Here is a 14,253-nt window from a genome sequence, read left to right on the forward strand (position 1 = left end):
CGCCAATGCGAAACACAGAAGACATTCTCTGTAAGATGCTGTTAGCACAATTGCAGTCCATAGGATTTTTCGAGGAAAATAAGCCCCAGCCGGTGCTGCAGAATTTCTATGGCAGATGGTTTGAGGAGAGCCTATCGATTTTGGAGCGGCATGGTTTTCTTCAACAAACGGCAAATGGATACGCCGTAACCCGCTCAACAGAGGACATAAATGAATTATGGTACGAATGGGATGAAAAAAAAGCAGACTTGCTTCAAGACAGTAACATGAAAGCCATGGTGGTGTTAGTAGAGACTGCACTTAAAGCCTTGCCGGATATTCTGACCGGCAAGGCATCTGCCACCGATATCCTTTTTCCGAACTCATCTATGGAATTAGTGGAAGGAATCTATAAAAACAATCAAGTCGCAGACTATTTTAACGATGTGCTGGCAGACACCTTGGCTGCCTTTATGCAGGAGCGTCTAAAGCAAGAGCCTGAAGCAAGGATTCGTATACTAGAAATCGGAGCAGGAACAGGCGGCACAAGCGCTGCGGTTTTTCAAAAAATGAAAGCCTATCAGTCACATATAAAAGAATATTGCTATACAGATCTCTCCAAGGCGTTTTTACTGCATGCGGAAAAAATGTACGGTCCGGACAACCCTTATCTGACGTATAAGGTATTTAATGTGGAAGAGCCGGCGGCTGAACAACATATAGAAGTGGGCGGATATGATGTGATTGTCGCTGCAAATGTGCTTCATGCGACGAAAAATATCCGGCAGACATTGAGAAATGCCAAAACGGTTTTGAAGAAAAACGGCCTGCTCCTTCTGAATGAGATTAATGACCATAATATATATTCACACCTGACCTTTGGCTTGTTAGAGGGCTGGTGGCTGTATGAAGATCCTGATCTGCGTATCCCGGGCTGCCCCGGTTTATATCCAGACTCATGGAAAATGGTGCTTGAGAGTGAGGGCTTTCGTTATGTTTCCTTTATGGCTGAACAATCACATCAGCTCGGCCAGCAGATCATCGCAGCGGAAAGTGACGGAATCGTCCGTCAAAAAACACGAACAGAAAAACCAGCAGAAGAAATTATAGATTACCATCTAGATGAACATCATTCTCAAACGAAGGATAGTGATGAGGATTCTCTTCTTGAACAAACGACACAATTTGTGAAACATACGTTAGCAAAATCAATAAAACTATCACCGGAGCGTATACATGCAGAAACAACGTTTGAGAAGTATGGAATCGATTCTATTTTGCAGGTGAATTTTATTCGTGAGTTAGAAAAACTGACGGGTGAGCTTCCGAAAACAATTTTATTTGAACACAGCAATACGAAAGAACTCGTCGATTTTCTGATAAAGGAGCATGAAGGGAAGCTGCGGACATCACTGCTGAAAGAAAAATCACAGCCCGCAAATAAAGAAACTTCTATTCAAGCGAAGCCAGTAAAATCTGAACAGCCGTTTACATATCAAACGCGCCGTTTTAGCGGAGACCAGCAGCTAATTAAAACTCAGCAAGCAAAGGCGAATCCAAAATCAGAAACCGAAACAGCGAAAAACGTAAAGGCACTCCCTTCTCATAGAACCACACCAAATCATTACGGCACAGAAGATATTGCAATTATCGGCATAAGCGGACGTTATCCGATGTCTGAAAACGTAGAAGAGCTCTGGGAGCATTTAATAGCTGGGGATAATTGTATTACAGAGGCTCCGCAATCAAGATGGCGGACATCTTTAGTAAACACTTTATCGAAAGAATCATTACAATCGTCAGATAAGAAGCGCTACGGCGGATTTTTAAAAGACATACATGCGTTTGATCATCATCTTTTTGAAGCGGATCAGAATCAAGTAATGGAAATGACGCCGGAACTTCGTTTATTTTTAGAAACCGTCTGGGAAACATTTGAGGACGGCGGCTATTCCCAAATCCAATTAAATGAACTGCAGGACAACGGAACGGGAGTAGGTGTCTTTGTTGGAAACATGTATAATCAGTATTTTTGGAATATCCCTTCATTAGAACAAGCGGTGCTGAGCTCTAATGGCGGAGATTGGCATATTGCAAATCGCGTTTCTCATTTTTTTAACCTGACAGGACCAAGTCTGGCTGTCAGCTCCGCATGCTCCAGTTCATTAAACGCAATCCATCTTGCATGTGAGAGTTTGAAACTGAAAAACTGTTCGATGGCAATAGCCGGCGGTGTCAATTTAACACTGGATCTCTCAAAATATGATGCGCTGGAGCGCGCAAATCTTTTAGGGAATGGAAATCAAAGTAAGAGCTTTGGCACAGGAAGCGGGCTTATTCCGGGTGAAGGCGTCGGAGCCGTCCTGCTAAAACCGCTATCTAAAGCGATAGAAGATCACGACCATATTTATGCTGTCATCAAAAGCAGCTTTGCCAATCATTGCGGAGGAAGGCAGATGTATACAGCGCCAGACCCGAAGCAGCAAGCTGCATTAATCTCCAAGTCCATTCAGCAATCCGGCATTGATCCGGAAACAATCGGCTATATAGAATCTGCGGCAAATGGTTCAGCATTAGGTGACCCGATTGAAGTAATCGCACTATCTAATGCATTTCAACAGTATACAAATAAGAAACAGTTTTGTGCGATAGGCTCTGTAAAATCGAATCTTGGACATTTGGAGGCGGCTTCCGGCATTTCTCAGCTCACGAAAGTTCTGTTGCAGATGAAAAAGGGGACGCTTGTGCCGACGATTAATGCCACCCCTGTCAATCCAAATATTAACCTGGAAAACACAGCATTTTATCTGCAAAAACGAACGGAGCCGTGGCAGCGGTTAAAAGATCCCGATACAGGAAAGCATCTGCCCAGAAGAAGCATGATTAATTCTTTCGGAGCGGGAGGGGCCTATGCGAATCTCATTATAGAAGAATTTATCGGCGCTGCAACTGAGCAGCAACATCCAGTGCCTCACCAGCAGGAATATCTGGCCGTTTTTTCTGCGAAAACGAAATGGAGCCTGCTCAGCTATCTTGAAAAACTGCGAGTGTTTTTAGAAAAAAAACCATCTTCTTCTATTGGAGCAGTTGTACGCTCACTGCACAGGATCAACCATGACTTAGAACATCGGGCTGCACTTTCGGTATCGTCGACGCAGGAATTGATTGAAAAACTAGAGATTCTCCAAAAAACAAAAGGAAGCTCACTCCAAGATGGTATCTATACATCCTTTGATTTACAATCAGATGCGATTTCTACGAATGCAGGGTCAGCCCATGAAGAAACAAGCTTAACCGCACAGCAATGGGCTGCGGGGGCTTCGATTCATTTTGACCATATACATCAAGGGAATGAAACTGGCCGGATCAATCTGCCTCACTATGCATTTGACCATCAAACAGTCTTTCAATTTGGTGCCCTGCCTCATGAAGAAGGGAAAAGGCATGATGAGCAAACGGTTAATCATCCGCTGATACAAGATTCATTCGTATACGATGAGCCTTACGTTCAAGGCCATGTGTTCAACAAAGAACGGGTGCTCATCGGTGCAACCTATGCAAGTCTTGCGATTGACGCATTTTTTGAAATGTTTCCTGAGGAAATCAGCGGCCGTATCAGTAAATTAAGTTATCTAAACCCTGTTGTCATAAACCAAGGGCAAACAATTGAAGTGAAAGCTGATCCTCTTCAGAAAGATCATGCAATCGATTTGCCAATCATGTATCGTGAGCGGGCATCTGAGACGTGGAAGCCTGCCGCAATCGGGCAATGCCAAAAAGATCATTTTGAAACAAAAAAAGTCAACATCGAAAGCGTAAAACGTTCGTTAACAGAGCTGGATCATATTGACCAAATGTATCAAACCATCGACGGCGGCGTTGAGTGGGGAGACTTATATAAAACCATCACTCATCTGTACAGAGGCAATAATTCAATCCTTGCAAAAGTGCGTTTGTCTCAAAACGGCATGGCAAATGCGCATCATTACACTGTCAGCCCATTGATTACAAACAGTGCTTACCTGGCAATTCTCAGTTTCATAGAACAAATAGACATAGAGGGGCATTTCTTGCCATTTGGAATCAACGATATTCAATTCACAAAAAATAAAATAAGAGAAGATTGCTGGCTTTTGATTACTTTGGTTAAGAATACCGGTGAAATGCTGCTGTTTGACATCGATGTGATGAATGAAGCGTCAGAAACGGTGATGCGCTATTCAGGTTACTCTTTAAAGCAATTCCGCTTAACAGATCGAGGAAGCAAAGAGGAAAATCAGGAAGTTCAAATACACGATATAAGAGACCGTATTCGAAGCTATCTCACAGATAAACTGGCTGATAAGGCGGCCAATCCATCAAAACTGTCTCTTGCAAAAGTTCATATCATGGATTTGGGGATCGATTCTTCCCAATTGATTGCGTTGACAAGAGAGCTGGAATCAGCGACAAAGATTGAGCTAAATCCTACATTGTTTTTTGAATATTCGACTCTTCAAGAACTGGCCGACTTTTTTGCCGAGAAACATGAAAAATCCTTTGTTCAATTGTTTGGAGGGGTCAAGCAACAGCAGAAATCCCCGAATATAAAAGAAAATAAAATAATGCAAATGCAAACCTATGAAAGAAAGACGGATGAAACAAAAGAATATACGGCAGACGGTATAGCCATTATCGGCATGTCAGGGCAGTTTCCAAAAGCAAACAATGTAACGGAATTTTGGGATAACCTGGTTCATGGGAGGAATTGTATTTCTGAAGTGCCGGAAGAACGCTGGGATTGGCGAAAATATACCGAAAATACTGATGGGAAGCAGTCAAGCCTTCAATGGGGCGGGTTTATAGAAGGCATAGGTGAGTTTGACCCGCTGTTTTTCGGCATTTCACCGAAAGAAGCAGCGACAATGGATCCCCAGGAGTTTCTGCTTTTGACACATGCGTGGAAGGCGATGGAAGACGCCGGTATAACAGGCCAAGCCTTATCCAGCTGCCCGACAGGAGTTTTTGTCGCAGCCGGCAATACCGATGCGGCTGTGATTCCTTCCTTAATGCCAAACCGTATTTCCTATGCACTGAATGTAAAAGGGCCAAGTGAATATTATGAGGCAGCCTGTTCCTCAGCTCTTGTCGCTTTGCACAGAGCGATTCAATCCATTCGAAACGGCGAATGTGAGCAAGCCATTGTTGGCGCTGTGAACCTTCTGCTCTCACCAAAGGGCTTTATCGGTTTTGATTCAATGGGATATTTGAGTGCGGAAGGAAAAGCCAAGTCCTTTCAAGCAGAGGCGAATGGATTTGTTCGAAGTGAAGGTGCAGGGGTTCTCATCATTAAACCTTTACAAAAAGCCATTGAAGACTCTGATCATATTTATTCTGTCATTAAAGGGACAGGTGTATCGCATGGCGGCAGGGGAATGTCACTGCACGCGCCTAATCCGATCGGAATGAAGGATGCGATGAAGAAGGCTTACCAAGGGTCGCAAGTAGATCCGAAAACGGTGACTTATATAGAAGCGCACGGGATCGCCTCGCCAGTGGCTGATGCTATAGAAGTGGAAACGTTGAAATCGGGATACAGACAGCTCGAATCGGAGCATTCGCACCAACTGCAAGGAGAAATGCCATGTTACATCAGCAGCTTAAAGCCGAGCATCGGGCATGGAGAACTGGTCTCAGGCATGGCTGCTCTTATGAAAGTCAGCATGGCGATGCAGCATAAAACAATACCTGGTATTCCCGGTTTTGATTCATTGAATGATCAGGTGTCAATAAAGGAAACGCGTTTCCGGATGATTGACAGAAACCAGCAGTGGGAAGAAATACAGGATGATGCTGGCAGAACGATACCACGCAGAGCAAGCATTAATAGCTATGGTTTTGGAGGAATAAACGCGCACATCATCTTAGAAGAATATGTTCCTTCTAATACAGAACCAGCAATTGAACATACAGATGAGCCGCACATTGTGGTGCTTTCTGCAAAAAACCAAGACAGACTAAGAGCCGTTGTTCAACAGATGCTTGACTATGTAAAACAGCAAAAAGAACTGTCTTTACAAAATTACGCTTACACACTTCAAGTCGGACGAGAAGAGATGAGTGACCGGATGGCCTTGGTCATCCGCAGTAAGGATGAACTCGTGCTCGGATTGGAAGAGTACTTAACAGCTGCGGAAAAAGCCGAAAAGCCGAAAAGCACTGTACCTTGCTTTATCGGAAATTCAGAAGAAGGCTTGTCAGATATCGGCGCCTTGCTTGAGGGAACATTGGGCGATATCGTGATGCAGACACTATTGTCTGAAAACCATCTTGAAAAGATCGCGTTTTGCTGGGCAAAAGGAGTGCAAATTCCATGGGAGCAGCTTCATCGAGGAAAAGGTGCGCGGAGAATATCATTGCCCGCCTATCCGTTTGAAAAAAGAAATTGCTGGAATGACTTTCTGTCACCAGAAATAGCACCTGCTTTTTCAAATGCTGAGATTCCCCTTCACAAAAGAAACGATATTCAAATGATATCTGATGTATTGGGCATGACGCCTGAAGAATTAAATCCTCAAAAGGCATTACAAGATTACGGGTTTGATTCTATCGTTTGTATACAGTTATTGCAGCAATTGCAAGCAGAAGCTGGCCTGTCAATCAGCCTGGCAGAGCTGCAAACGTGTCAAACCGTGCAGAATATGGTGGACTTGATAGCAACGAAACGGGAAAACACAGTACAAGACCATTCAGTCCAGACTGTCAGCCGGTCATTTCCGGAATTGATACCGTTAAACGATGGCAAGCGGGGGCGCCCTGTATTTTGGTTTCATGGAGGAGTAGGCGGTGTAGAAATCTATACGCCATTTGCGAAGAAAAGCCAGCGTCCTTTTTACGGCATTCAAGCCAGGGGCTTTATGACAAATCATGCTCCTTTACACGGAATTGAACAAATGGCTTCCTATTATATAGACATTATGCGAGCCGTACAGCCGGAAGGCCCTTATGATGTAGGCGGATATTCCTTAGGCGGACTGCTCGCATATGAAGTAACACGCCAGCTGCAAAGCCAGGGGCTTGCTGTAAAAAGCATGGTCATGATTGATTCCCCTTACAGTCCTGGACGTGAACAAAATGAGTCTTCTGTAAAAACGTCAATGCTTCAAACGATAAATACGATGCTTGCATCTATTGTTCAGCCGGAAAAGCTTACAGACGTTCTCATCAGCCGTGAAGAGGTAGATGTTGACAGAGAGGAAGAGGAATTTTTAACTGAACTGATTGGTTTAGCAAGAAAGCGGGGATTAAACAAACCGGAGAAGAGAATACGGACTCAGCTTAACCAAATGGTCAAAGCTCAGCATGCTTATGAATTTGAGGCGTACACTGTGCAGCCGCTTGTGGATCCTGAAGCGGTAAAATGTTATTATTTCCGCAATAAAAGCAGGTCATTCCTTGGCGACTTGGACATTTACTTTACCATTTTAAATGAAAAAATACCGTTGGATGATACTGACTACTGGGAGGAATGGGAGCGGCAAATCCCTCAATTTCATCTGGTGGATGTCGATTCCAGCAATCACATGATGATGTTAACAGAATCTAAAGCGTCCAGCGCCATGCTGGAGTTTTGTGAAAAACTATACTCAAACAGAGGCGTAGTAAACGCGAATTTCCTTAAGGCTTTTCGCAAAAAACATGAAGCCAGCGAAGAAAACGCTGATGAATTGGTAAAGCGCTGAGGAAATTTAAAATCCCCCTTTAAAAGGGGGATTTTTATCTGCTGAAAAAATCAGCTGAGGTGTGAAAGTGAATCTTTCCTTGCAAGTGAGACTGGAAGACTTTCTAATCCTCTTAAAAAAGCATTTTTTCTCCATTTCAACTCTTCAGGCGTTACCGTAAGTTCAATTTGCGGAAATCGTTTCAGCAGTGCGTTAAACGCAATTTGCCCTTCCAATCTTGCCAGCGGCGCTCCTAAACAGAAGTGTATCCCAAAGCCGAAAGAGATATGCCGATTAGGTGTTCTGGTTATATCGAATGTTGCTGGATTTTCAAATCGTTCAGGATCTCGATTGGCAGAACCGATTCCTATAAAAATCATGTCTCCCTTTTTGATAGAATGGCCTTGGTAGGAGAAGTCTTCAATGGCCCACCGATTTGCCATCATAACGACAGGGGAGGTGTAGCGCAGCAATTCTTCAACGGCTGTATCTATCATTTCAGGATGCAGTTTCAGTTTCTCTAATTCTTCCTTGTGCTGAAGCAATGCAAGGGTGCCAGATCCGATTAAGTTAACCGTCGTTTCAAGCCCTGCTACCACCAAAAGGAACAGCATAGAGTAAAGTTCTTTTTCACTTAACGTTTGGCCGTCTTCTTCAGCATGCACAAGTTTACTGATCAAATCGTCTTTTGGCTGTATTCTTCTTTCATGAATTAACTTGCCAACATAGTCTTTAAACTCCCGAAGAGCCTGATTGGTCTGTTCTCGGTTGGCCTCTGAAGTATCAACCATGGCATTGGTCCATATTTGAAACTGTGCCCGATCCTCTTTCGGTATGCCCATCATTTCAGAAATCACGATAAACGGTAACGGAGAGGCAAAGGATGCCATAAAGTCTGTTTCATTCTCTTTTTCCATTTCATCTAACAATCGTTCAGTAATTTGTTCGATGCTGATGCGTAGATTTTCAATGGTGCGGGGGGTAAATGCTTGGTGAACCAGTGACCTTAAACGAGTATGGTCAGGTGTGTCTTTTGCCAGCATATGATCTGATACGAAATCAACGTCTTCACTGACATTGAGCATTTCAATTTGTTCTTTACTCATTACATTTTTAACGTCTCTTGTAATTCGGTTGTCTTTAAGAAATGCCATGCAATCATCGTAACGGGTGATTAACCACGCCGGATATGTACTTCCAAAACGGTGTAATTCGAATCGATGAATGGGTGCGTGTTCTCTAAAACGGCCTAAAACTGAAAAGGGGTTTTCATGAAACTCTTTAGCATGCGGATGAAACATCAAATTTTCCATTTTCCATTCTCCTCGCCTAATAGATTAAGACAGATGCATTTATTCAGTTTAGACCAGATGTAAAAGAAAGCTTTGCGCAATCTGTATAACAGAATCCCATTGGAAACGACAACCTGTTATGTCTAAAACTATATATCTATTTTAGGTGCCGTTCAATAGTTTTGGGACGAAAATATCGGCTTGCGGGTAAGGAAATGATTCCATGCAAAAAAGCGCCTTTGGGGCAATTTCAAAGGCGCTGTATTCTTTCGACCAGGTGAAAGTTTCTTCATTTGTTTTGTACATCAATAGTATATACCGCACGATCTGTCAGTACCTTCAATCCGCCATTTTCTTGGTGAATGTGAATATCCCCTAATAAAGGAATTTCATAAGCGTTCTGCGGAAGCGGTACGTCTCCAGCTTCAGTAAAGGTTGTTCCTTCGCCTTCCAGGACGAGTTCGTCATTTGCAACGTAGTCGTCAGGGTGGTTTGCGCTGCGTATGCCCACTTTTTGAAGGTGAAGAACAATCTGATCCAAATCTGAAATCTCGTCTTGGTTATTGGTCAGTTCGCCTTTTCTAATATCAAGCGTCTGGCCGATCCGCTCTCTCAACCATTCAGAAAGCTCAGTGTTGTTGAGTGCCATCAGTCATTCCTCCTTTTGATCTATACTGTAACTATTCCCAATTGTTTTATGTTTTACACTCTGCTGGGATATACCGGCTTATGTATGCTAAAAAACACTGCTGACCCTTTAACGAACCAGCAGTGTTCACGAAGATCATGAAATCTTATTCACCAGGAATAGCTTTCTCAGCATTGATTGCTCCGGCACCGTAAATATTCGGGTCTTCGCCTGTCCATTTATCAGACCCATTTTTAAGCAGCTCTTTCACTTCGTCCGGCGTAAGATCTGGATTTTGCTGGAGTATTAAGGCGGCGATTCCCGCACAGATCGGCGTTGCCATTGATGTCCCCGACATTGTAAAATAATGAGACCCTACACGGCTTGATTTTTGCAGCTTATCGATATATGAATTCGGTGAGCGAAGGGAAATGATGTTTACGCCCGGTGCTAAAATATCGGGCTTTTCTTTCCCGTATACAGTCGGTCCGCGGCTTGAGAAAGAAGCAACTGTATCATCTTCGCTGCTTACTGTATTGTTATCGTCAAACGCGCCGACAGTAATGACTTTTTCGCTTACACCAGGGCTTGAAATTGTCTGCGGATCAGGGCCTGAATTTCCGGCAGCAACACAGACGACAATCCCGGCGTTCCAAGCTTCTTCAACTGCTTTGACTAATGGATCTTCCAGTTCATTGTCATAACGCAGCGCATCGCCGCCAAGGGACATGCTGATAATATCAATTGGTTCATCCGGATTGTCCTCATTATATTGAATACACCATTCGACGCCTTCAATAATGTCCGCTAACGTGCCTGAACCTTGTTTGTTCAGCACTTTTACTCCGATTAAATTGGCTTCCGGTGCAGGTCCGCGGTATTGGCCGGAAGATGACGCGCCGCTGCTTGCGACATCACCTGCGCAGTGTGTGCCATGTCCATTATCATCATACGGCTCTGTTTTTTGGTTTACCATATCGGCAAATCCAATAATTCTTCCCTCTAAGTCAGGGTGCGGGTAGATTCCTGTATCGACTACTGCGACTGTAACGCCTTTACCGGTTAAGGTTTGCCCGCTTCTGACGACTTCCTTTGCATGGCTTGCTTCGGCTGCTGTGTCAAGAAGCGCTTTGACTTCGCGGTTTAAATACACTTTGCGAATATCGCTGCATTCAGAAAGAAGAGAATGCAATGCTGAAGGGGTAACCTCTGCGCTGCAGCAATTGATTTTGTTAAAACGGTTTTTTAGCTTGCTGCGTTTTTCTTTTTGTAAAACCCGTCCCGCCATTTGAAAGCCGGCCTCATGGCAGCCTTCCTCGAATTCAATGATGACCGACATTTTTTTTCTGTTTTTTAATTTTGTTTCAAAAAACTGATGTAAAAAGCAAGGAGTCCACTTGAAGGGCTTGTAGAGCTGCAAGACGCTTTCACGCAATGGCCAATCAAGCTTATGAGCGTTTGCTCTCACCATTTGTACCATAGAGTAGCCAAACATCGATTTTCCTCCTATTATGAAGTTCTCTGTATACTCTATGAGTGGATCATATGTTTGGTAAGTTTGTTTGTCCTTTAGAGGAGGCGGACAAGAGTTTGTTTTTATGAATCTTTTGAATCTGATACGAAAGAATCATGTGTACTGTTAATCATTAGGTATTGAAAAAGAACGTTTGTTCGTATTATCATTTATATATATCAAACAGGAGGAGCGATAATCGTATGAATATCTTCTTACGCCGGTCTTTGGAAGATCAGATACCAATCAGCATTATATATATGAAGAAAGACGGCACCATAACAAAAAGAACGATTATCGTCAGGCAGAAAAGCAAAACACAAATTAAAGCTTTTTGTTTTACGAACCATCAGATCAGAACGTTTTTATTAGACTCTATCCTCTCCTGTGACTTTGTGCGAACAAGGAAGCAAGAACCCCGGTTCGCAGGACTATAACAGGCCGTCCGCTTCAGCATCCCGGACAGCCTGGTTTTTAGTAAAACCTTCCTTATTCCTCTATACATTTAATTACCAAGTGAGGTTATTCCTACCTTTTTCGTTTTTCCTCTCAATCTTTTTTCACTGATATTTGAATATAACCGCTGATAAATGTGACATTCAATTGATTTTTTGAAACCGGGAACTTTTTCACTGATGATATGGTGTATACAATGGTAAGATAAAACCTATTGACTATACCTCATATAATGAACCTTGCCATTCTTGTGAAAGGAGTTTAACATGAGAAGATTTTTACTAAATGTCATATTAGTCTTAGCCATAGTCTTATTCATAAGATATGTTCATTACTCATTAGAACCTGAACCATCCAACCAGCCGGATACATATTCAAATTTCAGCAGTCTGGCAGAGAATGAGGACCCTGCTGATTATGATATTTCTTATCAAGAGAAAAAAGGGAGCAAAGTTTTAATCATGTCTCCGCACGGCGGAAGAATTGAAGGCGGAGTAAGTGAGCTTGTGCGTTATTTCAACGATGACTACTCGACTTACCTGTTTGAGGGCTTAAAGTCACATGATAATCAAACGCTGCACATTACAAGCACCAACTTTGATGAGCCATTGGCTGAAGAGAAGATCAAGGAGCACCAGTACGTTGTCGCTTTTCACGGATATAAAGGAGAAAAGAAAAATACACTTGTCGGAGGAACAGACCGTAAGCGGGCGAAAATGATTGTCAGAGCTCTTGAAAAAAGAGGGTTTTCCGCTGAATTAGCGTCCTCTCAAAGCGGCCTTGCAGGATTAAGTGCAGATAACATTAATAACCAGGGGGAAACCGGGCTGAGTATCCAGCTGGAAATCAGCCGTGAACAGAGAGAAGCCTTTTTTGATGATTTTTACTATAAAGATAGGAAATACACGAAAACCAGTGAATTCTACTCTTATGTCCGGGCGATAAAACATGTACTTGAAAAAGAATATTCCTAATAAGCAAATCAGAGGACAAAATCAAGGAAGATCAGTAGACTGAAATGGAATCCATTGAAGGAGGCAATCAAATGGCAGATCATCATTTTTATTTAAAAGCGAATTGGCCGGGAAAACGCAATGATGTCGGCACAATCGAAAGCGGGAATCTCATCACGTCTATTTCTATTCCTCAAGAAATGGACGGACCGGGGGAGGGGACCAACCCGGATGAAATGCTTCTCGGGGCAGCGGCAACCTGTTATATTATTACGCTTGCTGCTATGATGGAAAGAAGCGGACTGGAAAAAGAAGATCTGCAGATGGAATCAGAAGGCATAGTCGATGTGACAAGAGGGATCTTTACATACAAAAAAATCATTCACCGCCCCGCAGTAGTCCTCAGACACGATGCCTCAGAAGAAGACGTTGCGTTAGCCCACAAGCTTTGTGAAAAAGCGGAGTCTTCCTGCATGATCTCACGAGCCATTCAAGGAAACGTCGAACTGCAGCTAGAAGCTTCTGTAAAAATATCGGAGCAATCATAAAAAAGCAGACGGTCACTGACAGGCCGTCTGCTTTTTTTCTTTATTAGGGGCTTTTGACTGATTTAACAGCACAACGCCTGCAATAACGAGTGTCAGCCCAAATATACCCTTCAAGCTGATGGTTTCGCCAAAAAGCAAAAAACCGACTACAGCTGTAAGCGCCGTCCCGATACCGGACCAAGTGGCGTAAGCGCTTGATAAGTCTATGGTTCTTAAAGAAAAGCTTAAAAACGTGAAGGCGGACAGAAATCCGGCAGCCACTCCGATAATAGGCCAGAATTGCGTAAAGCCTTCGGAGAGTTTGAGCATTGTGCTCCCAAATACCTCAGATAATATGGCAAGAGCCAAATAAAGAAATCCTCTCATATACAACACTCCCTTACTGCCAATTAAGCAGCACAACACCTGAAATTAATAGAGCAATCCCAATAAGTCCTTTTACATTCAGTTTTTCCTTGAAAAATTTCGCACCGATAACGGCCGTCAGCACCGTACCCACGCCGCTCCATGTCGCATATGAAAGGCTTAGAGGGATGCGGTTTAAGGTAAGCGACAGCATATAAAAGGCAAGGGAATAACCAATCACGACCAATGCACTCGGCTTCCACTTTTTGAAGCCGTCAGACACTTTCAGCATGGCTGCTCCGATTGATTCTGAGCATATGGCAATTGTGAGGAATAAGTAACCGATCATCATCGTAATCCTCCTCACTCAAAATATGATAAATGTTAGGTAATGAAAAGATCATCAGCTAGAAAAATATTAGTGCAAACCTATGTATGAGTCAAGAGATTCATTTCAACTCAGATTCGGGGGATAAAAAAGACCCCTTTTATAAGGGGTCTGCCGGGTTTAGTAGTAATATGGGTACGGGGGATAAGGATATCCGCCATAAAAATAAGGGTTAAATAAAGCACTTCCTACAAGTCCGCCTACCAGCCCGCCAAAAAAAGGTCCTCCGTAAAATCCAAACGGCCGTCCAAAGCCATAGCCAAACCCAGGTCTTCCAAATCCAAAACCTGGCCGTCCAAACCCGTAGCCGAACCCTGGTCTGCCAAAGATTCTTGCATCATTTTCGTCAATGAAATATTCCACTTCGTTCATTTTTTCTTTCCTCCAATAATAAAGTGTAGATGATGCAGTGTATTCAGCCTACCCAAATTTGATTGGGCGTTCAGCTGAA

At 43.2% G+C, this 14,253-nt stretch carries 10 protein-coding genes; 4 read left to right on the forward strand and 6 right to left on the reverse strand.

Annotated elements, in window-relative coordinates; genetic code table 11:
- Positions 1 to 5: 5 nt before the first annotated feature.
- The gene (locus tag CJU60_RS11830; RefSeq protein WP_095713873.1) at positions 6 to 7,700 is read left to right on the forward strand and encodes a beta-ketoacyl synthase N-terminal-like domain-containing protein; all 7,695 of its coding nucleotides are present in this window, start codon (positions 6 to 8) and stop codon (positions 7,698 to 7,700) included.
- A gap of 50 nt (positions 7,701 to 7,750) precedes the next feature.
- Here the strand turns inward: CJU60_RS11830 and CJU60_RS11835 are convergent, their stop codons facing one another.
- The 3 genes from CJU60_RS11835 to CJU60_RS11845 all read right to left on the reverse strand — a co-directional run bounded on the left by CJU60_RS11835 (position 7,751) and on the right by CJU60_RS11845 (position 11,094).
- Positions 7,751 to 8,992, reverse strand: a complete 1,242-nt coding sequence (locus CJU60_RS11835; protein ID WP_095713874.1) for a cytochrome P450 family protein — start codon at positions 8,990 to 8,992, stop codon at positions 7,751 to 7,753.
- Positions 8,993 to 9,260: 268 nt separating this feature from the next.
- On the reverse strand, positions 9,261 to 9,620 hold the full coding sequence (gene ymzB / locus CJU60_RS11840; protein WP_024121485.1) for a protein YmzB: 360 nt from the start codon (positions 9,618 to 9,620) through the stop codon (positions 9,261 to 9,263).
- Positions 9,621 to 9,765: 145 nt separating this feature from the next.
- Entirely contained in the window at positions 9,766 to 11,094 is a 1,329-nt protein-coding gene (locus tag CJU60_RS11845; protein WP_024121486.1) for a serine protease AprX, read from the reverse strand.
- Positions 11,095 to 11,315: 221 nt separating this feature from the next.
- On the opposite strand from CJU60_RS11845, the gene CJU60_RS11850 reads away from it, so the two are divergent.
- From CJU60_RS11850 to CJU60_RS11860, 3 genes are all read left to right on the forward strand, one after another.
- The gene (locus CJU60_RS11850; RefSeq protein ID WP_024121487.1) at positions 11,316 to 11,549 is read left to right on the forward strand and encodes a WYL domain-containing protein; all 234 of its coding nucleotides are present in this window, start codon (positions 11,316 to 11,318) and stop codon (positions 11,547 to 11,549) included.
- A gap of 285 nt (positions 11,550 to 11,834) precedes the next feature.
- Positions 11,835 to 12,542 carry a poly-gamma-glutamate hydrolase family protein gene (locus tag CJU60_RS11855; protein ID WP_024121488.1) on the forward strand — a complete coding sequence of 236 codons (708 nt, stop codon included), beginning with the start codon at positions 11,835 to 11,837 and terminating at the stop codon, positions 12,540 to 12,542.
- 71 nt (positions 12,543 to 12,613) lie between these two features.
- The gene (locus CJU60_RS11860) at positions 12,614 to 13,069 is read left to right on the forward strand and encodes an OsmC family protein (RefSeq protein WP_024121489.1); all 456 of its coding nucleotides are present in this window, start codon (positions 12,614 to 12,616) and stop codon (positions 13,067 to 13,069) included.
- 12 nt (positions 13,070 to 13,081) lie between these two features.
- On the opposite strand, the gene erbB is transcribed toward CJU60_RS11860, so the two are convergent.
- The 3 genes from erbB to CJU60_RS11875 form a co-directional block, all read right to left on the reverse strand.
- On the reverse strand, positions 13,082 to 13,435 hold the full coding sequence (gene erbB / locus CJU60_RS11865; protein ID WP_024121490.1) for an SMR family multidrug efflux transporter EbrB: 354 nt from the start codon (positions 13,433 to 13,435) through the stop codon (positions 13,082 to 13,084).
- Positions 13,436 to 13,448: 13 nt separating this feature from the next.
- Positions 13,449 to 13,766 carry a multidrug efflux SMR transporter subunit EbrA gene (gene ebrA / locus CJU60_RS11870; RefSeq protein WP_024121491.1) on the reverse strand — a complete coding sequence of 106 codons (318 nt, stop codon included), beginning with the start codon at positions 13,764 to 13,766 and terminating at the stop codon, positions 13,449 to 13,451.
- 156 nt (positions 13,767 to 13,922) lie between these two features.
- The gene (locus CJU60_RS11875; RefSeq protein ID WP_024121492.1) at positions 13,923 to 14,174 is read right to left on the reverse strand and encodes a hypothetical protein; all 252 of its coding nucleotides are present in this window, start codon (positions 14,172 to 14,174) and stop codon (positions 13,923 to 13,925) included.
- Positions 14,175 to 14,253 lie beyond the last annotated feature (79 nt).

This window comes from Bacillus sp. 7705b (assembly GCF_002289525.1).
GTDB lineage: Bacteria > Bacillota > Bacilli > Bacillales > Bacillaceae > Bacillus > Bacillus halotolerans.